The following is a 23,118-nucleotide window of genomic DNA, read 5'->3' on the forward strand; positions in this document are numbered from 1 at the left end:
GCCATCAGCGGCAGAGCGTTTTGAACCACACCCGGCACCCCTGGGTGGGTGAACCATACGAAGGGCTCACCGCCTCCCGCAGAACAACGTAGGGAAAGAGCGTTTTGTCCCGGTGAGGTTGTTTGGTTCGAGGTTCAGGTGTCGCGCCAGTTCGGAGTGGATTCACCGGTGAGTCGTCGGCTTATGAGGTCGATCATTGCGACGTGGATCATGGCTTCGGATCGGTGGGGGTGGGTCTCGTAGTCGCGTGCGGGACGGCGGTGGTGCATCAGCCGGCCGAAGGTCCGCAGACACCGAGGTCTGCCATCTCGCCGGCGGAATCGACTGGACGGGGCAGCACCACCGCGACTACGGCAACGCCAAGGTCGCCCACGACGCCTACTGTCCGGGACCGCACCTCAGCCTGCCCACGACCAGTCGCGGGGCGGCTGAACTGGGCAGGCGATGCGTCTGCGGCTCGCCCGCAGCGGCACACATGGCGAGGCCGGATGACGTACAGCGACGATCAGCCGTACGGGTCGCCCGGGGCCAAGCCCGATCTGGCCCGCATCGCGCTGCACGCGGAGAAGGAGGCTGCCCGTCGGCGTGGCATGTGGCGGGAACGGCCCGCGGGGCGGCGCGGCCCGCGAAAGAGCCGGCGAGGGGACAACGGCACACTGTCGTTGGCGGCCGCGATCGATGAGCTGTTCGCCGATCTGGCCGATCCCCTGCCGGACGCCCCTCAGGTGCTCGCCGCTCGGCGCGAGCTTGCGCTCCCGCCCGCAAAGGTCAGACCGGTCTCCTTCGAACCGGACACCGGAACGCTGAGCGTGCGGGCCGTGTCGGCGGCCTGGGGTGTGAACATCAGGCTTCGCGCGCCAAGACTCATCTCCCGGCTCAACGAACGGCTGGGAACGCAGCAGATCCGGCTGCTGGAGGTCTTCGGGCCGCCCGCCTCCAGCACCTTGTAGAGGGTGGAGCTGCGCATGCGCACCGCCCAGGACGCGCCGGTGTCGGCGTACAAGTGAACGTGCACCACCTCATACGGACACCAGGTCGACCGCCGGTACGCGCACCAGGCCGGCGGCGGAAGGAGCGGATTTGCCGACGGCAGCCCCGCCGGGGCAGCCCGGATGGGCGGCGGCATCGGCAGTACGCTCACTCCCGCACGGTGGGAGGGGACCCTGGTGATGCAGCCACTGGAGGCCGGTGATCCGGAGCGGATCGGCCCGTACGAACTGGTCGGCCGCCTCGGCAGCGGCGGCATGGGGGAGGTGTTCCTCGGCCGCTCCGCCGACCAGCGGCTCGCCGCGATCAAGGCCGCCCACGCCGAGTACGCACACGACGCCGAGTTCCGGCGTCGCTTCGCCCGCGAGGTCGAGGCCGCCCGGCGTGTCGACGGCCGCTTCACGGCCGCCGTCCTCGACGCCGACCCCAGCGCCCCGCGGCCCTGGCTGGCGACCGAGTACATCCCAGGTGTCTCGGTCACCGAGGCCGTCGTCTCCGTCGGTCCACTGCCGGAAGCCTCCCTGCGGGCGCTCGCCGCCGGCATGGCCGCCGCCCTGGAGGCGATCCATGGCGCCGGCCTCACCCATCGCGACCTCAAACCCTCCAATGTCCTGCTCGCCGACGACGGCCCGCGCGTCATCGACTTCGGCATCGCCAGGGCCGGCGACCACACCCGGATCACCACGACCGGCATGACACCGGGCACCCCCGGTTACATGGCGCCCGAGCAGCTCCACGGCGGTGACGTGGGTCCGGCCGCAGATGTCTACGCGCTCGGCGCCACCCTGGTCTACGCGGCCACCGGCCACGGCCCGTACGGGCAGGGCGATCCGCTGGCCATGATCTACCGCACCATTGAAAGCGCACCACAACTGGACGACGTGCCCGCCGCGCTGCGCCCGACCGTCGCCCGCTGCTTGGCCAAGGACCCCGCCGACCGCCCCACGGTCCCGTGGCTGCGGGCCCAGTTCGCGGTCGGCTCCACCCTCGGGCACGGAGGATGGCTGCCGCCCCGGCACAGCACGATGATGCCGGGACGGCGGGAGTCGGCCCACGCGGCGGCCACGGTCATCCCGCCCTCCTCGCGCACCGACCCCGCCGACGTGCCGGCACAGGGAGTGTCGCCCCGGCGGGGCCTGTCCCGGCGCTCCATGTTGCTCACCGGGGCAGGTGGAGCCCTGGCGGTCAGCGGCGGGGCAGTCGCCCTGCTGCTCTCGCTCGACGACGAACCGGGCGGCAAGACCGGCGCAGCCGCCGGGAGTCCGAGCCCGTCCGGGGCCACCGACGCGAACGGGACGCGTTCCCCGGGCGGATCGACGTCACCGGCTGGTGCCTCGTCGCCGGACGGCACGGCTTCGGCAGGCGGGCCCGCCGGGATCGGGGCGCTGCCCGCGATCACCTCGGGCCAGGGCTTCGGCGAGAAGCCGACCCTCGCCGTGGGGAGCGGCCCGGCCCCCACCGAACTCGTCGTCCGGACCCTGGTCCAAGGCAGCGGCACCACCATCGTCAAGGGCGACTACGTAACCTGCCACTACTTTCTGCAGCCCTGGGACAGGGCGGAGGTTCTCGACAGCTCGTTCGACCGTGGCGAGCCGTTGACCGTGCAGATCGGCGTCGGCCAGGTCATCAAGGGCTGGGACACCGCGCTCCTGGGCAAGCGGGCGGGCTGCCGCCTGCAGTTCGCGGTGCCGCCGGCACAGGGATACGGATCCCAAGGGCAGGGCAAGATCAAGGGCACGGACACGCTGGTGTTCGTGGTCGACATCCTGGTGGTGAGCAGGTCGTAGCCGAGCCGGTGAGTAGCATCTCGTCCTTCAGCGGAGGATCAGGTCTGTGTCATCGGCGCACTCGTTTCGCCTGTTGGGTCGATGCGGTGGATGCGGGCCTGTTCGTCACTCTGGAGCAGCCGGCTCGCGCCGGGCGGGCCGATCCGGCGTTGAACTGCGTGGGTGAGTGTTCCGTCGATCCGGTTCAGCTTGTCCTACCTTCCAAGCGTGGGTCCGATCGTGCCCATTCCGGGCATTTCCGCTGGCGCCTGCGCCCCCTGGCTTCGGCCACGCCCACCACACCGCTCACCGACATGCCCGTCCTGCGACCCCTCGGCGACGACGGCAGGTAGGTGTGGCGGTTCTACGCGACGCCTTCCCGGCTGGCGGCGCAGGGTCGGCGGCTGGGCGGTCGGGTTCGCGGGCATCCGCCGGACGGTCTCCGAGTGCCAGCACATCCCACGCTTCGGCCGGAGCCCTTCCGCGTCCAGTACGGACCTCACAAACGGGGATCGGCAGGCAGGACGCCAAGGTCGTGAAGTTATGGCAGGTCGGCCGCACGCACACCTTGTGGCCTGCGCCCCGCCCTGTGGGGACGTACGTCGGCTGACCTGACCGGGCTGCTCCGCCTCCCTGAGGGAGGCGGAGCAGCCCGGTGGTGGGGCCTTGTGTGGTGGTTGGCGCTAGGAAGACAGGATGCGGATGTCGTCGGTCTGCATCGTGGCGGGTCGGCCGACGCCCCAGAATCCGGCGAAGGCGGTGACGGTTGTGTGGTCGCCGGAGTTGAACGGGACGCTGATCTGGCTGTAGCAGGAGGGATCACGTGGCGGGCACCAGGCGGGCGCGGGCCCGAAGTGGCGTTCGACGGGCGGCCATGTGCCAGGGAGCTGGACCCCGAAGAACGCGGTGTTGACGTTGTCCGAGGTCCGGAAGAAGCCAGTGATCACGTAGTCGGTGTGGGGGCGTACCGGGACCGTCTGGGTCAGTGCGTTCCACACCCGCTCGCCCGGGGAGCTGAGAAGGGCGGCCTTGTTGCCGCTGTGCGCTTGACCGAGATCGTTGAAGACGACCTTGGTGCCAGGGCCTTCGGTGTGCCATGGGCGGCTGACGGCTGAGGTGGGCTGCTGCTCGAATCCGCCGTCCTGCAGCGGCTCGCGGTACAGCTGTACGTCCACATTCCAGGAGCCGAAGTTGTCCCAGTCCTGGTCGTCGTTGATGCGGATGTCCAGGGCGCCTGCGGATCCCACCATCTGGCAGCCGGGCTTGCCAAGGACCTCGAAGGGCTTGAGGCGTGCGAGGCGGGCGATGAGGCTGTCCTTGTTCAGGCCGGGCGCGGGGTAGCCGGCGCCGGCAGGCCGGCGGGGGTCGGCGCCGGCGGGAGTGACCCAGTTGGAGCCGTCGGCGGGCTGCCACCACCAGCCGCTGGTGGACACCTCGTCCTGCTGGTGCGGGACGAGCCGCACGACGTCGCCGGGACGCAGGATGCGGCCGCTGTCCGGGAAGGTGGTTCCGCGGCCGCCGGCCAGGTGCAGAGTGGTGGCCTCGTCCGGGTCGAAGCCGTGGTCGCAGCGCGTCTTCGCGGTGGTGGGCACCGGCGCGGGAGCTGCCTGGGCCGGCACTCCTTGGAGGAGGACCAGGACGGCCAGTACGAGGGCGGCAGCCAGACTGCGGGCCGCGCCGGGTCGGGTCAGACTCACGGGTGTTTCCTTTCCTTTTGTGCGTGACCGCCGGGTGGTGTTCCGGGCGGCGTTTTCGGATCGATTGCTGACCTGCGCGGAAGTGCGGGCTGGTGCGGCGAGGCACTCTCCGGGCCGTGCTGTTCTCCTTCGGGGTGGAGAGGACAGGAGTCGGCACACCGGACCCCTGGGCGTGCGCCTGACTGCGTGGGGCGAGCAGCGTCTGCGGGCGCGCCAGTCGTGGTGGTGGTGTGTGTGCACAGCACCTGGCAGTACGGACTGCGGGAGCTCGGACTGGCAGGTCGGTTCAGAGGGAGTCGGCCACTACGGGCATCACGAAGGGCTCGCCGTTGCCGAACGTTCCGGAGGCGGTGCTGCGGAGCGACCGGGCGTTCAGCGGTGTACCGGTGCCGAAGGCGTAGTCGCGGCAGTCGATGCTGCTCGCCTTCTCGACTCGGCAGTCCTTGGGCGGCGGGGGGACGAAGCAGCGGCCGGTCATGCCACCGAACGTGGGGCAGTCGCTGTTGCCGGTCTCACCGGCTCGCCGGGGGCTGTAGTCGTTGTGTGCGGTGATCAGCCGGGCGGGCCGCTCCACCCAGTGGTCGTCTTCCCAGTGCTCGACCTTCACCGAAGACCCGGCGTCCGAGCCGAACCACCAGTAGTCGTGTACGAAAGCGGTAAGGGTGGCGCGCCAATATCCGCTGCTGGAGCACCGCACGGCCTGTTCGGGGGTGACGGTGTCCACGGGCAGCCCGCCCTGGCTCCGGCATGGCGGCGGGGTGTTCGGCGCGCGCCGGGCGTCGGCCTGCCGGTTGTCGGCTTGGGCCTGGGTGCGGGTGCCGGGAGTGACGCAGACATGGTCGCCGGGTACGGCCTCGCGCCAGACAAACCCCTGACGGCAGGTGTCCGGGCCCCAGGCTCCGCCACCTGGCTGCCGTCGGGCGTCGGCCTGCCGGTGGTCGGCTTGGGCCTGGGTGCGGGTGCCGGGAGTGACGCAAACGCGGTCGCCGGGTACGGCCTCGCGCCAGACGAACCCCTGACGGCAGGTGTCCGGGCCGAACTCGCCCGCGGCGGCGGGCGCGGCCTGAGACAGCGATGCGGCCGTGGCGGCGATGGCAGCTGCCGCGATGATCCGGGTGGCTGTGGTGAACCTGCGAGAACAGATCCTCATGAGTGTCCTCCTTCAACCGGCTGCCTCTCTGGCAGCAGGGGTATGTGCGGCCTGTCTGGGGGGCTGGTCGGGGCTGTCAGCGGTGGGCGGCCGGCTGATGCGGGTGCCCGGGGCGGAGATAGGCGTCGACGTCGGCTGCGGCGGGCAGGGCTGAGAAGCGCACCCTGGTGCCGGGGCGGGCGGATTCGATGACCTGGCCGTCCCCTGCGTAGAGCTGGACGTGGCCACGGTGGTGGGTGAAGACCAGGTCGCCCGGGCGCAGGTCACCCCGGCGGATGCGCAGACCGGCATCGATCTGGGCGTAGGTGGTGCGGGGCAGGTGCACGCCGGCCGTACGCCAGGCGGCCTGGACCAGGCCGGAGCAGTCGAATCCGCCTCGCCCGGTGCCGCCCCATTGGTAAGGCACGCCCAGTTGGTGGCGGGCGAAGTCCACCGCTGTCTGTCCCGCTCCGGCGGCAGAGCCGTGACCGGTGTCCTTCGGGGCAGTTGCTTGGGTGTTCTTGCCCGTCCCGGGCGGCAGGGTTAGGTGGCGCCCTGCGTAGATGAGCGTGGAGTGGCCCAAGTGGTTGGCCTGCTGCAGGGCGGCGACGGTGGTGCCGTGGCGCAGTGCCAGCGACCACAGAGTGTCGCCGCGGCGCAGCAACACCTGCTCCCCGGTCGGCCCAGGCACGTGGGCCGCCACAGCGGCCGGCTGCGGGACGGGGTGAGCCTGTGCCGCCACCGTCACGCTGAACAGGGTGGCCAGCAGGCTCAGGACCAGGAGGGCGGCCAGTCGCCGTGCTGCCGCGGCGGCGAGGGATCCGGTGCGCATCACATCATCTCCAGTGGTCGGGGAAGCGCTCGGTCGGCGCTCAAAGCCGGAGGGGGAAGAAGCAGGGCGTTTGCCAGGAGCTCCCGATGCCGGTTTCAGGCATGACGGGGCCGCGCCGTGGCGCCGGCGCCACGAGCCGGAGGGGAAGGGCGAAGGGAGAAGGTGGTCAGAGGGCAGGCCCGGGCATCGGGCAAGCGGGCCGGCCCCGCAGGAGCAACGTCAGGCGCAGGTGAGGAAGAACTGGTCGCCGACCTTCTGCCGGTCGATCTCGGGGGAGGTGACCTGCGCGGCCATTTCGCCCTGCACGGTGTCGCCGGAGTGGGTGCCCTGCAACTGGACCACGTAGGTGTCGTACCGGGTGTTGGGCGTGGTGAAGGTCATGGTTCCGGAGCGCGGTTGGTGACCGCGGTCGGTCAGGCGCTGGTCAGGGAACCAGGTGTACTGAATCGTCCCGATCTGCTGCGCGGTGGCGGAGAAGGTGAAGGTGATGGGCTGGCTGCAGTCCACGGTGCCCGAACGCGGCTGAACAGAGACCGACGTTCCCAACAGCATCGGATTCGACGAGCTCTGGCTGGGGGCCGCACGGTTATTTGAGTCGTTGCTGCTCTGGGAGGCACCGCCTGTTGGCCCCTGGCTGCTGTCGCTGGAGGAATTGCCGGTCGACCCGCTGGTGACCCCTTCACTGGCGCCGGCGGTGTTTCCTGTGGTGGGCCCGCTGGTCGTCCCACCGGCCGTGCCTCGAGTAGCACCGCCGGTGGTGTTTCCTGCGGTGCGCCCGCTGGTCGTGCCGCCGGCCGTGCCTTGAGTAGCACCGCCGGTGGTGCTGGTGGTGTTTCCTGCGGTGGGCCCGCTGGTCGTCCAACCGGCCGTGCCTCGAGTGGCGCTGCCGGTGGCGCCGGTGGTGCTTCCTGCGGTAGGGCCGCTGATCGTCCCGGCGGTTGAAGTCCCGCTGGACGAGGGGGTGTTCGAAGGCCCCAGGGCGAACGGCTTCTCCAGAAACGGGTGCCAGGCCAGCAGTCCCGCCACCGCCGCAACGACCATCACGACGGCCAGCACGGCGAGCACAACCCACCCGCGCTGAGGCGCGAGTTCCGCCGCCGTGGCCTTCTCTTCAGGGGCGCGGACCGCAGCGGCCTCCTCGGCGCGCTGCCGGACCAAGGCGTTCAGCGGGGCGGGCAGCCAGCCGGGGCCGACCTGCCCGGCGTGCGTACGGCACCAGTCGACCACTTGCTGCGGGCTGGGCCGCCCCTCCGGATCCTTGGCCAGGCACCATCGCACCAGCTCGCGCAGCGGCTCGGGAACGGATTCCAGATCCGGCTCGGCGTGCACGATCCGGTAGCTGATCTCTATGGTGCCCGTACCGAACGGCGACTGCCCGGAGGCCGCGTAGGCCAGCAGTGCTCCAAGGGAGAAGATGTCGCTCTCCGGCCCTGCCTGACCGGAGGTCAGCCGTTCCGGCGCCACATAGCCAGGGGTTCCCACCACCAGCTGGGTGCGAGTCAGCGCCGTAGCGTCCCGGGTAAGGGCGATCCCGAAGTCGATCACCTTCGGTCCGTCCTGGTCGACCAGCACATTCCCCGGCTTCAGATCCCGATGGACCACCCCTGCACCGTGGATGGCTGCCAGCGCTTCGGCCACCCCTGCGGCCAGCTTGATCGTGATGTCCGCCTTCAGCGGTCCTCGCGAGGCGACGACGTCCTGCAGCGGCGGGCCGGCAACGTACTCGGTGGCCATCCAGGGCTCCGCCGCATCCGGATCAGCGGCCACCACCGCCGCAGTGAACATTCCATGTACCCTGCGGGCCGCGTCGATCTCGTGCCGGAACCGGGCTCGGAACTCGGAGTCGCCCGCCCGAGCACCGTCGATGACCTTGATCGCCACCCGTCGGCCGCCGGTGCTCTCGCCCAGATAGACCCGGCCCATCGCACCGGACCCCAGGAAACCCAGCACCTTGAACCCTCCGATCTGACGAGGGTCATGGGGGCCGAGCAGCCGCACCGACTCCTGCCGGGTCCCGTCGGCGGTCGGCCCGGTGCGGTCCCCGGCTTCCGAATGCGCCGCCTGGGTCTTCTGCCTTTCCAGTCGGTCCACTTCCGCCTTGGCGGCCTCCCACCGCAGCTGCCACTCGCCCAGCGTGCGCTCATCGGCCCCGCACGCCCGTACGTAGGCCAGCGCCAGATCCTTCGATGGCAGCTTGCGGCCGCTCGCAGCCTCGTTCAGCGTCGCCCTGCTGAAGGGAACACGCTTTTCCATCGCCGCATACGAGACACCCGCCTCCCTGCGCAGCTCGCGCAGGCCCTCAGCGAATTCCTTGATCGGCCCGCCGCCCCTGATCGGCTTCTCCCGGCGTCCTGCCATCACTGCCTCCCGAACACCCCCGGCCGCGGGCGGGATAGGCCCGCGGATACGTCCCCGCACTCGCCGGAGCGGCTGGCGCGGACTCGATGTTCCATGACTACCGCCCATTCCAGCCGTCCGGACCGCGATGCGGTGTCTGGGACGTCCGGCAGGACAACCGGATGACTCCGCTGCAGGTCAAAGCACCTGCAGCGGACAAGCGTCAGACAATACGGAGCGCGTGCAACGCCCATGTGCGCCCCGGGCGTGAGCCCCCAACCTCCGTACTGGTGCCGAGCGGCCGGGAACCCAGCTCGAGGTGCATCGGGCTGGCGCGGCCAGTCACGCCGGGTGTCTGTGAACCGCGGACACCCGGTCCGCAGGAGTGGATGGGCTCTTTCAGCGTTGCCGTTTCAGGGGGAGGACGGTCGAGACGATTGACGACATTCGATTTGGGCTGCACTGGGCCCTGCGGCGGAAGACCCGCCAGGACTTCAGACAGGCCCCCGCTGCACCGGTGCCCGCGCCCCCGAGAGCTCCCGGTTGACCGTTCGCCTGGTCGACGACAGGTCGCGGACGGGCGGGTGCCGGCCCGGTGTCGCCCCCCCCCACCGCCCGGTGGCGGGTCTTGTCCGCAGCAGGGGCATAGGGCTATGAGGGCGCAGCGGCAGGCAGGGAGGAGCGGGCGTGGGTGCTTCCTGGTGCGCAGAGCCCGACAGGCCCCGGCTCGCCGAGCGCGCACCGCTGGAGTCCCTGGCCGACATCCAGTGGGACTGACAGCCGGCAGAACGTCAGTTTCCGCAGTCAGTAGGAGGGTCCCGGTGTACCTGGGGAACGCCGGGACCCGAGGTGTGTCAGCGGTCACGCTTTTCCCCACGATCTACATGATCAGCGTCACGTAATTGCCCACCCGCACGATCACGCTTCCCCATGGGGATGGCGGTTGGGAGTGGATGCCCAACGGCGGGGGAAGGCCCAACTCCGTCTCTCCCTGCCGTTCACATGAACAGCGGGTCGACCGGCGGCCATGGGTAGCCCAGTTGCTCGGCATCATGTGAACCTCCCCAGACCTCGGCGGTGGCACGGGGATCGCCTGCGGTCAGCCGCGCTTCAAGGCGCTCGGCTTGGACCGATGGGGCGTCCGCGGAGATCCGGAGGGTCATCCCGAACTGGAGCCAGGGCAGATCTGCATCCGCCCGGTTAGGGGGATGCCTCAGGACGACGTGGATTCGATCGGGTTCCTTGCGGGAGGCCCAGACGCCTTCCAACTCGCAGTCCCACCTGACGAGCCAGTCCCCGCGTCCCCTCAGCCCCGCCTCAAGCAGCCGCGCAACCGCTCCTGCCGGCCACTCCCAACTGCGGTCCTCTCCGGCTCGCAGGACCTCGGCCTCGTACTGACCTGCGGTGAACCGAAGCTCCGGCAGGTCGAAGTCCTGATTGGCCAAGTCGCGCCAGCCCGCCCAGACAACACGATCCCCGTTACGCGTGACCGTCATGTACAGCGCGCCACAGCACTCCTCCACGCCGCACCCGGACCAAGCGAGACGAACCTCGTGGGGCGTCGCCGTGGCATGCAACGGCCCGTCCTGGCCCAGCAGATCCCTGGGGCCTACTCCCAGGTACCGGGAGCCTCCCACGCCACCGGGGACCACCTCGGCCAGAAGATCCCGGCCATTGACGATCGGGCGGACCTCCACGCCGCCCTCGTCGGGTGGAGGGCACGCGATGCTCAGACTGAGAAGGTCCGGTCTCGTGGTCATCGGCCAATGATCGCGGAGCTGGCTCGCAACTGTCATGTGAATTCGCGTGGCCTGAGCTCAGGGCGGTAGTTCGGGCCGCCTTCAGGCACGCTGGCCCCGGAGACCCCTCCGGAACTACGGGATGGCAGCCTGGGGAATTACGTCACCGTCCACACCCGCGCCGCCTCGTGCCGGGCGAGGCCCCGGGCCACCCCCGCGCGATCCTCTCCTCGCCGTCCACGTCCGCTCCCCTCGATCCGGCCGTCACATCGTGTGCCGGATCTTAACGACACGTGTTTGCCGACCTCGGCCTCGCCTTGGGCTTGATCGTCCTGGCGGAATAGGGATGTCACCTGAGTTCGACGGCGTACGAGCTGCCGGGGAAGTCCCATCCGTCGGTGCCCTCGCCGATGTCTGCCACGATGACGTCATCGATGAAGTGGTCCTCGAAATCGTGGTCGGTGAGCTCGCCGGCCATCCAGAGGGCCTCGATCTCGTCCCAGTCGCCCCTGCTGCCGTCGATGCGCAGGGGCGCGGCCCGCCGTGTGCCGCGTTCCCGTTCGTCGTCGCCGGTCTTGACGAGGCCGCTGATCTCGAACTGGCCGTCCTTGACGTGGTCGGGGATGGGGTCGGCTGGGACGATGGCGGTGTTCTCGTAGGCGGTGTGGATGAGGTCTCGGTGGCCGCGGCGGATGTTGTACTCGGGGTCGGACAGCCAGTTGACCAGGGTCTTGGTGGTCACGTGGAGCCCTGCGTCTTCCAGAGCCTGGTAGCCGCGGTGGGTTGCGGTGAGCTGGCTGAGCTGCGCGTGCCAATGCCTCGCGTTGTACGACGACAGCCGGTGCCGGGGCGTGACCTGGGAGCGCAGGAGGTCGTTGAGGGCGCCGCCAAGGGAGCCTCCGTGACCTGTGGGGCCGGCCATCAGTCGTCACCCTCGGGGATGATCTCGCCGAGCTGGACGAACTTGGCCTTCACCTCACCGAAGCCGCTCCCGATCCGGTACGTGGCGGGCGGCGCGCCAGGGGGCGTCCAGAAGACGGCCGCGTCGACGTTGCGCAACGCAATGAGCTTGTGCCCTTCCTGGACGGCCCTGAAGGCTACCGACCAGTGACGCACGGAGGCCTCGGCCACCATGCTCATGCGCCAGTCGGCCGCCAGAACGGGGAGCGCTGCTCCTCGCGCTTGGGCCACAGCAGACGCAGCGCGATCGACAGCCGGGTCTTGTACGCCTTGTAGGGGTCGCCGCCGACCTGGACGAGCTCGGTCCGCGCCTTCCTGGTGGCCTCGTAGAAGGGCTTGAAGAGCGACTCGTTGGCCTTCCCCGTCCAGGAGTCGTGGATGGCCGGCGCGGCGCCGAGGTGGCCTTCCTTGACGAGTTTCTCGAGCTGCTTGATGTGCGGGGTGGTGACCCACACGCGGCCCTCCTCGTCGGGCCGCTCGATGATCCGCCCCAGGGGGTGGGGCATGTGCGGGTGGTTCCAGTCCGGGATGTCGATGAGGTAGATACCGGCCTGGGTCTTGTCGAACGCGTCGAGGGGACCGGTGTGCAGGAGCTTGTTCGGGGCGAGAGGAACGGCCGAACAGGCGGACGGGTAGCTGCCGTTGCGGTCGATCAGGCACATCACGCCCACACCGAACGATTCGAGCACGTCGAGCCGGTCGCGCCGGACACGCTTACCGTTCGCCTTCATGTGGGGGACACGCGTGAGGGTGACGTCGGGGTGCACCCAGCGGGGCTCGCCGTCCATGTCCTCGCTGATCAGGGGCCACGGACCGCTGTCGCGTTCCTCGGTGCGGATGACTGGGATCGGGTGCATCTTCGAGCGGGCGACGGCTTCCTTGAGGATCTTCAGGGCGGGGAAGACCGTTCCCTCGGGCTCGTCCTCCTCATCCCCCGGTACCAGGCCGTCCCCGTCGTCTTCTTCGTCGACGTCGTCGGGGAATTGCGCACTGCCAGCGGTGGGCTGGACAGCGGCAGCGGCGGGCTGCCCGGTGGTCCCGGCGGTGGCATAGGCGTTCAGCGCGGCGGCGAGGCGACGTCCCTCGGCGGTGTCCGACGACTGCAGCGGCGCAGCAGCAGCCTCGACCAGGGACGAACCCAGGTCGTCAAGGGCTTCCTGGTCGCCGTTGGCCAGCGCGGTGCGCAGCGCGGCCAGTACATGCGTGACGGAGGCCGGCAGCCCCTGCCGGGCACCGGACGTGTAGGGAAGCGCCGCTTCGGCCAACTCCCGCTCCACCGCACTGCCCGGACTCCGCGCGGGTTCTCCGCCGCTCGTACGGCCGACGGGGGCCGTGCCGGCATCGAGGAAGCGGGCGTGCAGCAGATCGGGGCGCAGGTACGCCGAGCCGATCGCGCCGAAGTCGCGTTCCGAGACCGTCACTTGAACCTTGGAGGGGTCCTCGGTCGGTGCGAGCGTCAGCATGACGTCAGCGTCCAGGAGGCCCAGGAGCGTGGGATCGGCGCTGTCCACGATGGCGAGCACCGGCACGTGCAGGGTGCGCGCGAGGGAGGCCAGTACCTGGGAGGCCTTCGGGAGATGGTCACCGGACAGGGGAAGCCGGGCGTTGTGGGCGGCTTGGAGCCGGTCAACGACCACGAGAGCCAGGTCCTCGACATGCGGGGCGGTCTCCGCGATCGCTTCGGCAGTCAGGTCGCTGCCGTCGTCGATGAGCAGCACGGAGGCCTTCTGGCGGAGCTGCTCGGCGAACTGCTGCTCGTGCTCGGTGAGACGGCCCTGTTTCAGGCGCGGGTAGTCGCCGCCGGTCTCGGCGGCGAGGATCCGGCGGAAGATGTCGGCCCGGTTCGGCCCCGACGCCGCGTACAGAACCTTGCGGCTGTCGACGAGCCCGGTCTTCCTGGCGGCAGCCAGCCCCAGGAGGCTTCCGCCGCCGGCCGGGGGAGCCGCGACGAGTGTCAGCAGGCCCGGCTACAGACCGCCCGTCGCGGCGGCCAGGCCGGGCAGTCCGAACGTGGGGCCGCCGACCGGGCCGGAGCTGAGCACGGAACCGATGGTGTCGCCCAGCGTGGCGAGCCTGCGCGGCGCGCTGCCGCGATCCTGAGTTCCTTGGCTGTTCACCGCACCTCCTGCGGGTACCGCGCCAGCGTGCGCGGTCGTGTCGGACGAGGGGGCGCCTGACGGGGTGTCGACGGGGAGCAGTACCGCGACCGGGGTACGGCTGCGCCGGAGCACCTGCGGCTGGCCCTGGGCGGCCAGCGTGATGAGTTCGCCGAAGTCCTTCTGCGCCGCGCTCAGCGCGTGGGACGGGAATGCATCGGTCTTCCGGGCTGCCGGAAGCCGGTCGAGCGGGGCCAGCAGAACGCGCTCCCGATGCTTGTGGATCAGCGTGGTGCGCCCTTCCAGCTCGGCGCGCTTCACCAGGGAGAAGAGCTCTGTGCGGGCTTCGGTCGCGTCCATCGCGGCCTCATAATCAACTCATTTACTTACTGGAATCATGCATTTCTGTGGAGTGTTCACTCACTTTGGATGCTCTTCGGGGTGAGTTGACGGCCTGAGGCATTCGCGGCCGGCACCGACGGGCAGCTGCACGACAAGACGAAGGCCGGAGCCATCATCCGGCCCCGGCCTTCGCTCACTCCGTCCGCAGACGATCGCATCTCGCCGAACAGGCAGGCTCAGATGCCCGCTGCCGGCTCCTGCTCTTCGAGCGTCTCCTTGTACGCGACGGACCCGACGGCGGAGTAGGCCTTGCTCAAGTTGCCGTGCAGGTCACCCGCGAGGTCCCGCGCCCTGCCGGACGCCTGGCTGAAGCGCTCGAACACCTCATCGAGGGGCTCGCCCCGGTAGTCGGACATCAGAAGTCCCCTGTCGTGGAGGCCCTGCACGGAGGTTCCCACAAGGTCGAGAGCGGTCCTCAGCTCTCCGGCGACACGGGTGAGATAGCTGTAGATGCGGTGCGCCTCCCCCGGGTACTGAATCCCACGGTCCTGGAGCTCCTGCACGAGTTCGACGAGGGAGCGGGCCGCGCCCTCCGCGAACTGCTCAAGGTTCTCGGTGCTCTCGCTCATGTGCATCCGGGTCTCCTTGCACGGTGTGGTCTCAGACGGCCGGTGAAGTGACAGAGGGCGTGAACGGACGGCATGAGGGAGGGGTAGATCGTCTCCTCCTTCGGCGCATACTGCTTCCGCCGCGCGCACGCAGTCGCCTTCGCCGTCTCCGCCCTCCAGTCCGCCTATTTGAGGCGCACTTCCCGGCGTATCTGTACGCCGGGCTGCTGGAGCACGACCCGGGCATGTGGCCGCGCCGGGTCATCGTCGCCGACGCCCGCCGCCACGGCGTGCCCGTCCTGCCCGTCGACGTCAACCACTCCCGCGCCCACCACGGTGTCGAGCAGACCGAACAGGGATGGGCCGTCCGGCTCGCCTTCTCCACCGTCAAGGGCATCAGCGAGGCGGAGACCGCCCGCCTGGTGGCCGGGCAGCCCGACACCGGCTTGCAGGACCTGTGGCTGCGCGCCCGCCCGTCGCTGCCGCTCACGCAGCGCCTGATCCGCATCGGCGCCCTGGAGGCCCTCTCGCCCGGCCTGACACGGCGGGACCTGCTGCTGCAAGCCGCTGAACTGCACTCGCAGTCCCGCAACCGCGCCGCCACTGACGGGCAGCTGCCACTGGGCGGCGAGCTGGTGACCGCGACCCCCAGCGGCCTGCCGGAGATGACCAGTCGGGACAAGCTCGACGCCGAACTCGACACCCTCTCCATCGACGTGAGCCGGCATCTGATGGAGCACCACCACCGGCTGCTGCGCGAGCTCGGCGCGACCGACGCCGCCCGCCTGCGCGCCATGGTGCCCGGACAGAAAGTGCCCAGAGGAGCGGCCCGGGTTCAGCCAGAAGGTCAGAAGGTGAGGACGAGCCGACCGCGACGCCACCGGCTTCGGGCGTCGATGTGCTTCAGCGGCCTGGGCGGCGGGGTACTCGGCCGCGACCCGCATGGAGAGTTCCCCCTTCTCGGCGTGCACGCGCAGGCCCTTGCGCAGTCACGATGAGCGCCTGGTCGAGCAGCTCGCCTCCCGTGCCCTCTCGCGGGGCAAGCACGCGCGCAAGGCCCACGTGCAGCGGGATGAGGAGGGCCGGATCGTCGGCGCCGACGGCTCAGGTGACGGCGATGACCAGGAGCACGACGACACCCAGGCCGCCGCCGAATCAGCCCTGCTCCACTTCAGCACTCCCCGGGACGCGGCCACGATCGCCGCGTTCCTGCGCACGCGGGTGTACCGGCCGGAGTCGCTGGTGTGGCTGGAGGGCTACCAGGCCCTCATCCGGTGGCGGGCGGAGAACGAGATCACCGGCGTGTACGCGGTCCCGTACGACACGGAGACCGAGGTCGGGGTGACGAAGGACTTTCCGCTGGGGCGCTGGGTGCACCAGCAGCGGAAGGCACTGCGGGCCGGGGAGTTGGAGGAACGGCGCAAGGAGATGCTGGACGCGCCCGAGGCCGGGATGGTGTGGGAGCCGGGTGAGGAGGCGTGGGAGAGCAAGCTCGCCGCGCTGCGCTCGTACCGGCGGTCCACCGGGCACCTCGCACCCCGGCAGGACGCGGTCTGGGGCGAGGGCGACGCAATGGTGCCCATCGGACAGCATCTGGCCAACCTCAGGCGCAAGGGCCAGAAGAACGGCCTGGGAAAGGACCCGGAGCGGGCGGCGGAACGTGCGGCGCGGCTGACGGCGGTCGACCCGGACTGGGACTGTGCGTGGCCGCTCGACTGGCAGCGGCACTACCGCGTCCTCGCCGACCTGGTCGACGCCGACGGCAGCCTGCCCGACATCGCACCCGGCGTACTGATGGACGGCGACAACATCGGCGGGTGGCTTCAGCGGCAGAAGCAGCCGGGTACCTGGGCGCAGCTGTCGACCGAGCAGCAGGAGCGGCTGTCCAGGCTGGGTGTGCAGCCGCTTGAGGCCCCGTCACCCGCTCCGGCGGCCAAGCGCCCGAGCAAGGCACAGCAGGCGTTCCAGCGAGGCCTCGCAGCCCCTCGCGCAGTGGGTCGAGCGGGAAGGTGCGGACCGGCCCACGCCGCGCGGGCACAGTGAGCAGATCGTGATCGACGGCGAGGCGGAGCCGGTGGTCGTGAAGCTGGGTGTATGGAACTCGAACATCCGTGCGAGATGGGACAAGCTCATCCCCGAGCAGCAGGCCGCCCTCGCCGCCCTGGGCGTGCCCTGGGCAAAGGCCGCAGCGGTGCCGGCCCCGTCCGGTGGGCCGGCTCCGACGAACGACGGGACCGTCCGGGACGCGCCGGCGAACACACAGGCGCAGGAGGACCACGACCGGGGCGGCACCGTGACTGACGAAGAGCGCCAGGCGGCGCGGGGCACGGCGCGGATGCGGCGCATGAACGAGCTGATGCGCAACCACACCAAGGCCGAACTGCTGCGCATGGCCTACGCGGGCGGCCTCGTGCCGTGCAACAACCCCGAGAAGTGGCGCAAGGACGAAATCGCCTCCACCGTGGTCGACACCGAACTTCGCACCGCCGACCAGCCCGCCCCGGCCCGGCCCGCCGCAGTCACCGCTTCCGCCCCGGCGCAGCCGCTGCCGCAGCAGGACCACCATGACGAGTGCGAAAAGTCGGTGTTCGACGGCGGCACCTGCACCTTCGACCTCATCGAGCAGTACGGGCCGCCCTCTGACCGGGACGACTACTGAGACCTCCAACACGAGACCCCGGGCGGTCGCGGTCCGGGGTCTCGTGTCTTCAGGGTGAGGGCGTGAGTCGGTGCCAGATGAAGATGCAGCTCTCCAGGCTGGCGAGTGAGGGCCGGCGCAGCACGGACCGGATCCGCTCGGGTCCCACCAGGACGACGGGCATCCGGCGTTCGCGGTCCTGAAACAGGCTCCACAGCCCATAGACGTACTGCAGGGCCTCGGTCCGCAGCAGATGGGCATCGCGTACGACCATCACCGGCCAGGAGCGCCGGGCGAGTTCGTTCTCGACAGCCCGCTGCGCGTCGGCCAGCCGTCGCGGCCGGGCACCGAGGCGCAGAGCGGCGTGGAACGCGTCCAGGAGCACCGCGAGGTTGCCCGGCGTGGCGGTCGTGACCACGACGGAGTCGGCCCCGTCGCAGTGGCTGAGAGCGGCCCCTCCACCACGGCTTCGTCCTGGACGTCCTCTGGCGCGATGACGCACAGCGCGCGCGGGTCTCAAGGATGGTGGCGCAGGTTCTCGGCAAGTGCGGAGAACGCTTCGTCGGACACGGCTGTGGCGGCCTCACCCATGGTCCCTCCCCTGAGAGTTGCGTACGGGACGCCACCAGTCCAGCGCGTTCGCCGGCGAAGGCGGAGGCGTGGACGTCATCACGGCGCAGATTGACCGGGCACGTTCGGGACGTGAGCGGCTGTGCCGGATCAGCAAACAGAGGTGGACTCGCCTGCGTCCAGGACCGGGGTCTCGTCAGGGTGATGCGCAGGTTCTCTCTGCGTCGAGTTCACCGAGGCGGGCGGTGAGTTCCTCGAGGCGAGAGGGGGGCTGTCCGACCTGCTCGCCCGGTTCGCACTCACGCGCCTCGACAGCTCCTCCAGTCCAGGCAGGATGCTCGTATGAATACTGAAGTGACGGCGGCGCTCGTCGGGGGAGCAAGTGGCCTGGCTGGCACCCTACTTGGTGGCGCAGCTGCTGTGTGGGCCGCGAGATATGCCAGTCGGGCGGCGGTGGCGAGCGCACTGGAGGCTGCTCGTTCGGCCTACCTGGGCCCGCTCGACACCGCACGCAGGTCAGCGCAGCGCGAAGTGTTCGTAGGCCTCCTGGCCGCCACTCAGGATTGGAGGGGGACCGTCGCGGCTGCTGTGGTCGCGGCTGAGCGGTGGGACCAATTGGCAGCGGACCATGCTGAGCTGCTCGCCGAAGAGGGCCATGCATATGTCGAGCTTGGTGAGGCGACAGTAGCCTCGTATCGGCAGCAAGTCGCCACCGTCACCGAACCCCGCGCGATTGCGAATGCCGTCCAGCGCGTGATGCTGGAGGCAGCCAAAACTGACGTCGCGAGGGCCGCAAGAAAGGTGGGGGATTGCGCACAGGCGCTCATGAACTACCTGGAGCAAGCCGGACAGACGGAACTCCTGGACCCTGACAGGTCGCTTTGGGACGACCCCAGCCAGCATCTCGTGAACCCAGGCCGTTCACCTGTCGCACTCAGCATGCTGGACTCAGCAATCGATACGTTCGCCAAGGAGGCGGCGGCGCACCTGAACAAGCGCGATTTCGGCAATGGCCCAGTCGTCTCGGCTTGACCCAGGCCACCTATCAGAGCCTGTGTCTGAGCCTCACATGTCAATAGCCGCGGTCGATCATGGGCCCGTGCTCGGTCAGCGGGCGCAACCTACTGGGTGGTGCCAGACTGAGAGGGAGGCGAAGAGCCGTGGTCGATCAGCTGCGCATCGAAGTCCGTGACGCCGAGCGGTCCGACGGGGACGTCGAGTCACTGTTCCGGGACCTGGACGCCCTGCGAGAAGATCTCCTCCAGCTCGATGTAGAGGACGTCGGGCGGCCCGACGCCGGCCCCGCTCCTCCGGGCAGCCGGTCGAGCGCCCTGGAACAGGTCAACGCCCTGCTCGTGACACTCACAGCAGCCCCGGCACTGCTGCACCAGGTCGTCACGGTCGTCGGCAAGTGGCGCGGCCGCTCCTGCGGACCGGCGCCCGACGTATCACTGCAGATGGGCGGCCGGCGGCTCGAACTCCGCGGCGGCGACGCCGAGGACCAGCGCCGCATGGTTGCCCTGTGGCTCGATGCCTGTACGACGGCCGCCGAAGGGAGGCGGACGGGCGATGGCTGACCGGGAGCGGCAGGCACTCATCGTGGTGACCAGCGCGTACGACGACCCCGGGCTCGGCGCGCTGCGGGCGCCGACGGACGACGCCGAGGCGCTTGCGGAGGTTCTCGGCGATCCGGACGTCGGGGGTTTCGAGGTGGAGGTGCTCACCGACCCTGACTCCCAGCGGCTGCGCACGAAGGTCGAGGACTTCTTCGCGGACCGCTCGCCCCGCCACACTCTGCTGCTTCACTTTTCGTGCCACGGGGTGAAGAACACGGCCGGCAAGCTGTTCCTCGCGACTACCGACACCCGACGCAACCGGCTCGCCTCCACAGCGATGCCAGCCGAGTACGTGAGCGGCATGATGCTGGCGAGCCGCGCCCAGCGGGCGGTCATCCTGCTCGACTGCTGTTACGCGGGGGCCTTCGAGCGGGGCATGTTTGCCCGGGCCGATGCGGACGCCCATGTGCAGGAGAGCTTCCAGGACCTGGAGCGGACGGACGGGCGGCGGGGCCGCGCTGTGTTCACGGCGTCGAGCGCTGTCGAGTACGCCTTCGAGGCGGACCGCCAGGTGACCGGAGCGGACCTGCCCGAGGCACGCCAACCGTCGCTGTTCACCGGCTCGCTGGTGAAGGGCCTGCGCTCGGGCGACGCCGATCGGGACGGCGACGGCGAAATCGGCATGTCCGAACTCGCCGACTACGTCTTCGACCGCCTGGCGGAGCTGACGCCCCACCAGACGCCCCAGCTGTGGCTGTTCGGCGCCCACGGCGGCGACGTCCCCATTGCCCGTGCCAGGCCCAAGGCCCCGGCCGCCGTCGCGCTGCCCGCCCGGCTGGACCGCGCGGTGCATGCGGCGGGCCGCGAGGAGCGGCTGTGGGCAGTGGAAGACCTGGGCACCCTGCTACGCGGCAACGACGTGGGACTCGCCCTGTCAGCCCGTACGGCCCTCGCCGAGCTGACCCACGACGACAGCCGCCGGGTCTCGCAGGGCGCCGAACACGCCCTGGGCACGGCGCGCCCCCGGGTCGCGGCGGACTTTGTCGACCTAGGCACGGTCACTGCGGGCACGCCGGGTCCGCAGACCCTACTGGCTCTGGAGGGCCCGCCGATCGTCCACGCCACGGTGGAGGCGGCGCCCGGGGTGCCCTGGCTGCGGGCGACGTGCGTGGCGGACGGGGTTCAGGTGAGCGCGGACGTGGCTGAACCGGGTCACTACGAGGGCGACGTGCTGGTGCGCACGGCGACGGGCGAACTCCCGGTGCACGTGGGCATGGACGCATTGCCGGCCCGCCGTCCGCGCCGGTGGGCGCAACGGCCGGTGGCGCGGCCAGTGCGGGCGACGCCGGTCCAGGAGCCTTCGGTGCGAAAGACAGCGGAGCGGGCCCCGCAACCGCCGGCCGCACCCGGCCCGGTAACGGGGGAGTCGAGGCCGCCGGGGCCCAAGGCCTGGGAGCGGAAGCCACCAGAGCGGAGGGAACCGGAGTCGGCGACCGCCGTCGAGGCGCCGCCAGGAAGGGCCCGGGTCGCGCGGTCGAGTGCCGCTCTCCTGTGCTCCGCGTTCGTCCTCGCTCTGCTTGCGCTGGTCACCCCGATCGTTACGACTGATGGCCGCGCATATTTCGCACACACCGACGTGACCGGGCCCGCCTGGCTGGTCGTGATTGCGCTCTGGGCGGGCCTCTCCACGACCGGCGTGCTCGGAGCGCTCGCCCTGCGCGGCTCCATGCTCCCATTCCGAACGCCGGTGCTCGGCTGGCTCGCCTGCGTGACAGCGGCGACCATGGCGGCCGCGGGCTTCGTCTACAGCGTGCTCAGCGAGTTCGGCGACTACATCACGCCCAGCGTGGGAACGGTGGCTCTCACGCTCACCTGGATCGTCGAGCTCTGGTGCTGTGTCACCCTCTGGCGCCGCAGGCAACCCGCGTCGCCGGCGCCACCTCGCCGACGATGACCGGGGCCGAAGAGACACACCGACGCACAGCAAGGAGCTGACGGTTCTGGCTGTGGTGGCATGACCTGCGGTGAACGCGCCGAAGGCGCCCGCCAGGCCCTCCGGGGCGGCACCGCCCGACCTGTGACCTCCTGCCGCCACCCCCACCGGGTCCAGAGCACTGAGATCGAGAATCGGACAACCAGCGAATCAGCAGGTCGGCCCTGCCTAGCTCTAGTTAGCCGGAGTTCGCGGATACTCACCTGTGGCCATGCGCGGACACCTGATGACGTGCGGAAACCCGCCAAGGGCCGAGATTCGCGACACGCTCGCGCCCTGGTCTTCCGGCTGCCCTACGGTGAGTCACGTCCCGCCCAGGGATGCCTTCTTGCCGGTCGCGGACGGCAAACACCTGAGTGATGTCCATCACATGTGAAGAAGAGGGGGGACAGCGGGGATCCTCACGTTTGGTCCCGTCTCGTCACGTCTGGTTCCGAGTCCTGCCGAGAACTCGGCCCCGCGACGCGACTGGTGTAGGGAATGTGTCCGCGTCGTCTGTAGTGGCTGATGCGGGCTTGGTATTGGCGTCGTCGGCGCCAGTGTGACCAGTGCAGGATGTGGTCGATCGGGGTGGGGCGTCTGTGGGTGAGGCGGGTGATCAGGCGCCGGATCTCGGCGAGGCTGAGGTGGATGAGCTGGGAGGATCCGTTTCTGCTTTCCCTATGTCCAGCTCGCGGGCGCGCAGGACGGTGAGGCAGGCGTGGGCGGCCATGGCCAGGGTCATGTGGCGGTGCCAGCCGGGACAGCGGCGGACCTGGTAGTCGTCCGGGCCGCACTCCTGCTTCGCGGTCTGGAAACATTCCTCGACAGCCCAGCGGCTGCCCGCGATGCGTACGAGCTCGTCCAGCGTGGTGTCGGCCGGACAGTAGGCGATGTAGTAGGAGATCTCCTCGGGTCGGCTGATGCTGCGGCGGGCGATCACCCAGTACCGGCGGCCGGGCAGGTGCCAGGGCCTCACCTCGACGCGGGCCCAGTCGTAGATCCGCCGGCCGTGTGCCCCATCGCCGCAGGAGCGGCGTTTGCACTTCTGGCGTGGGAGGCCGGGGAACAGATCGTGGACGGGGTGATCGATGGACCAGCGGGTGACGACGGTGTCGTGCCGGGTCGTGGCCATGACGTGGAAGACGTCGGCCTGCTCGAGTTCGAACCGCCAGCCCCTGCTGAAGCCGTAGGCGGCGTCCGCGGTCACCCAGGTGAAGGGAATCCTGTCGGCGATCGCCTTGCGGACCATTGCTTTGGCCATGGCCGCCTTCGTCTCGAAAGCGACCTCGTCGCCGATGCCGGCCCGACGGCAGCGTTCCCGGTCGTCCGTCCACGACGTGGGCAGATAGAGCCGTCGGTCGATCAGCGTGCGTCCGCGGCCGGCGGCGTAAGCAAGGAAGACGCCGATCTGGGAGTTCTCCGTGCGGCCCGCGGCGCCCGAATACTGCCGCTGCACTCCTGCCGAGCGGGTGCCCTTCTTCAGGAAGCCGGTGTCGTCGACGATGAGCACGGCCTCCCGGTCACCGAGGTTGTCGACCACGTACCGGCGCACGTCGTCGAGGACCTCGTCGGCGTCCCACTCGATCCGGTCAGCATCCGCTGGATGCGGTCCGGCCCGGCATGGCCGGCCTCCTCGGCCAGCGTCCAGCCGTTCTTGCGCTGCAACGGAGCGATCAGGCCCCGCATACAGGCCAGCGCCGACTCCCGCGGCTCCGACCGGTTGAACCGGTGCACGAACCGCTCGTGCAGCGACGAACCTGGCCAGCAGTCACGGTAGACACCGTTGCAGTACTAGGGGCTGTCTCTAGTTGTGATCAAGTGGCTTGGGATGGGGACCGGTGCGATAAGACTGTGGTGTGACGCGCGCGCAACTCACCGACAGTGAG

Annotated in this window: 16 protein-coding genes and 4 pseudogenes; 7 read left to right on the forward strand and 13 right to left on the reverse strand. The window is 70.0% G+C overall.

The window, feature by feature from the left end; genetic code table 11:
- Positions 1–134: 134 nt before the first annotated feature.
- Positions 135–287, reverse strand: a pseudogene (locus ABZ725_RS51840) (IS5/IS1182 family transposase); the annotation flags it as partial.
- Between the two features lie 201 nt (positions 288–488).
- Here ABZ725_RS51840 and ABZ725_RS51845 point away from each other — a divergent pair.
- Both ABZ725_RS51845 and ABZ725_RS51850 read left to right on the forward strand, forming a co-directional pair.
- Positions 489–950 (forward strand): DciA family protein, encoded by a 462-nt coding sequence (locus ABZ725_RS51845; protein ID WP_358809358.1) that lies wholly within the window; start codon positions 489–491, stop codon positions 948–950.
- 219 nt (positions 951–1,169) lie between these two features.
- A complete protein-coding gene (locus ABZ725_RS51850) occupies positions 1,170–2,774 on the forward strand; it encodes a protein kinase (protein WP_358809372.1) in 1,605 nt (534 codons plus the stop codon).
- Positions 2,775–3,436: 662 nt separating this feature from the next.
- Here the strand turns inward: ABZ725_RS51850 and ABZ725_RS51855 are convergent.
- The 10 genes from ABZ725_RS51855 to ABZ725_RS51900 all read right to left on the reverse strand — a co-directional run bounded on the left by ABZ725_RS51855 (position 3,437) and on the right by ABZ725_RS51900 (position 14,514).
- A complete protein-coding gene (locus ABZ725_RS51855) occupies positions 3,437–4,450 on the reverse strand; it encodes a hypothetical protein (protein WP_358809359.1) in 1,014 nt (337 codons plus the stop codon).
- Positions 4,451–4,736: 286 nt separating this feature from the next.
- Positions 4,737–5,600, reverse strand: coding sequence for a hypothetical protein (locus tag ABZ725_RS51860; protein WP_358809360.1), 864 nt, complete (start codon positions 5,598–5,600; stop codon positions 4,737–4,739).
- Positions 5,601–5,676: 76 nt separating this feature from the next.
- Positions 5,677–6,411, reverse strand: a complete 735-nt coding sequence (locus ABZ725_RS51865; protein WP_358809361.1) for a LysM peptidoglycan-binding domain-containing C40 family peptidase — start codon at positions 6,409–6,411, stop codon at positions 5,677–5,679.
- A gap of 219 nt (positions 6,412–6,630) precedes the next feature.
- A complete protein-coding gene (locus ABZ725_RS51870; RefSeq protein ID WP_358809362.1) occupies positions 6,631–8,769 on the reverse strand; it encodes a protein kinase in 2,139 nt (712 codons plus the stop codon).
- Positions 8,770–9,746: 977 nt separating this feature from the next.
- Entirely contained in the window at positions 9,747–10,508 is a 762-nt protein-coding gene (locus tag ABZ725_RS51875) for a hypothetical protein (protein WP_358809363.1), read from the reverse strand.
- Between the two features lie 328 nt (positions 10,509–10,836).
- Positions 10,837–11,409: a hypothetical protein gene (locus ABZ725_RS51880; protein WP_358809364.1), complete on the reverse strand. Its 573-nt coding sequence runs from the start codon at positions 11,407–11,409 to the stop codon at positions 10,837–10,839.
- Positions 11,409–11,627, reverse strand: coding sequence for a hypothetical protein (locus ABZ725_RS51885; RefSeq protein WP_358809365.1), 219 nt, complete (start codon positions 11,625–11,627; stop codon positions 11,409–11,411). The genes ABZ725_RS51880 and ABZ725_RS51885 overlap by 1 nt, the downstream gene beginning before the upstream one ends.
- The gene (locus ABZ725_RS51890; RefSeq protein ID WP_358809373.1) at positions 11,624–13,408 is read right to left on the reverse strand and encodes a DnaB-like helicase C-terminal domain-containing protein; all 1,785 of its coding nucleotides are present in this window, start codon (positions 13,406–13,408) and stop codon (positions 11,624–11,626) included. Before ABZ725_RS51890 ends, ABZ725_RS51885 begins: the two co-directional genes overlap by 4 nt.
- A gap of 6 nt (positions 13,409–13,414) precedes the next feature.
- The gene (locus tag ABZ725_RS51895) at positions 13,415–13,903 is read right to left on the reverse strand and encodes a hypothetical protein (RefSeq protein WP_358809366.1); all 489 of its coding nucleotides are present in this window, start codon (positions 13,901–13,903) and stop codon (positions 13,415–13,417) included.
- 218 nt (positions 13,904–14,121) lie between these two features.
- Positions 14,122–14,514, reverse strand: a complete 393-nt coding sequence (locus ABZ725_RS51900) for a hypothetical protein (RefSeq protein WP_358809367.1) — start codon at positions 14,512–14,514, stop codon at positions 14,122–14,124.
- A gap of 87 nt (positions 14,515–14,601) precedes the next feature.
- On the opposite strand from ABZ725_RS51900, the pseudogene ABZ725_RS51905 reads away from it, so the two are divergent.
- Positions 14,602–15,308, forward strand: a pseudogene (locus ABZ725_RS51905) (DNA polymerase III subunit alpha); the annotation flags it as partial.
- 160 nt (positions 15,309–15,468) lie between these two features.
- Positions 15,469–17,152 (forward strand): annotated as a pseudogene (locus ABZ725_RS51910) (helicase associated domain-containing protein); the annotation flags it as partial.
- A 49-nt stretch (positions 17,153–17,201) separates the two neighbouring features.
- Here the strand turns inward: ABZ725_RS51910 and ABZ725_RS51915 are convergent.
- Complete coding sequence (locus ABZ725_RS51915) at positions 17,202–17,633, reverse strand: AAA family ATPase (protein ID WP_358809368.1); 432 nt, start codon at positions 17,631–17,633, stop codon at positions 17,202–17,204.
- Positions 17,634–18,043: 410 nt separating this feature from the next.
- Here ABZ725_RS51915 and ABZ725_RS51920 point away from each other — a divergent pair, with 410 nt between their 5' ends.
- From ABZ725_RS51920 to ABZ725_RS51930, 3 genes are all read left to right on the forward strand, one after another.
- On the forward strand, positions 18,044–18,733 hold the full coding sequence (locus ABZ725_RS51920) for a hypothetical protein (protein ID WP_358809369.1): 690 nt from the start codon (positions 18,044–18,046) through the stop codon (positions 18,731–18,733).
- 128 nt (positions 18,734–18,861) lie between these two features.
- On the forward strand, positions 18,862–19,278 hold the full coding sequence (locus ABZ725_RS51925) for a hypothetical protein (protein WP_358809370.1): 417 nt from the start codon (positions 18,862–18,864) through the stop codon (positions 19,276–19,278).
- Positions 19,271–21,211: a caspase family protein gene (locus ABZ725_RS51930; RefSeq protein WP_358809371.1), complete on the forward strand. Its 1,941-nt coding sequence runs from the start codon at positions 19,271–19,273 to the stop codon at positions 21,209–21,211. The genes ABZ725_RS51925 and ABZ725_RS51930 overlap by 8 nt, the downstream gene beginning before the upstream one ends.
- A gap of 637 nt (positions 21,212–21,848) precedes the next feature.
- Here ABZ725_RS51930 and ABZ725_RS51935 read toward each other — a convergent pair.
- Positions 21,849–22,981, reverse strand: a pseudogene (locus ABZ725_RS51935) (IS701 family transposase).
- Positions 22,982–23,118 lie beyond the last annotated feature (137 nt).

This window comes from Streptomyces sp. NPDC006872 (assembly GCF_040635845.1).
Taxonomy (GTDB): Bacteria; Actinomycetota; Actinomycetes; order Streptomycetales; family Streptomycetaceae; genus Streptomyces.

Coding starts and splice junctions, on each gene's coding strand:
- ABZ725_RS51895 (WP_358809366.1), bottom strand. CDS start 13,903: ATGGACGCGACCGAAGCCCGCACAGAGCTCTTCTCCCTGGTGAAGCGC.
- ABZ725_RS51930 (WP_358809371.1), top strand. CDS start 19,271: ATGGCTGACCGGGAGCGGCAGGCACTCATCGTGGTGACCAGCGCGTAC.
- ABZ725_RS51885 (WP_358809365.1), bottom strand. CDS start 11,627: ATGAGCATGGTGGCCGAGGCCTCCGTGCGTCACTGGTCGGTAGCCTTC.
- ABZ725_RS51860 (WP_358809360.1), bottom strand. CDS start 5,600: ATGAGGATCTGTTCTCGCAGGTTCACCACAGCCACCCGGATCATCGCG.
- ABZ725_RS51850 (WP_358809372.1), top strand. CDS start 1,170: ATGCAGCCACTGGAGGCCGGTGATCCGGAGCGGATCGGCCCGTACGAA.
- ABZ725_RS51870 (WP_358809362.1), bottom strand. CDS start 8,769: ATGGCAGGACGCCGGGAGAAGCCGATCAGGGGCGGCGGGCCGATCAAG.
- ABZ725_RS51875 (WP_358809363.1), bottom strand. CDS start 10,508: ATGACCACGAGACCGGACCTTCTCAGTCTGAGCATCGCGTGCCCTCCA.
- ABZ725_RS51845 (WP_358809358.1), top strand. CDS start 489: ATGACGTACAGCGACGATCAGCCGTACGGGTCGCCCGGGGCCAAGCCC.
- ABZ725_RS51900 (WP_358809367.1), bottom strand. CDS start 14,514: ATGAGCGAGAGCACCGAGAACCTTGAGCAGTTCGCGGAGGGCGCGGCC.
- ABZ725_RS51865 (WP_358809361.1), bottom strand. CDS start 6,411: ATGCGCACCGGATCCCTCGCCGCCGCGGCAGCACGGCGACTGGCCGCC.
- ABZ725_RS51920 (WP_358809369.1), top strand. CDS start 18,044: ATGAATACTGAAGTGACGGCGGCGCTCGTCGGGGGAGCAAGTGGCCTG.
- ABZ725_RS51880 (WP_358809364.1), bottom strand. CDS start 11,409: ATGGCCGGCCCCACAGGTCACGGAGGCTCCCTTGGCGGCGCCCTCAAC.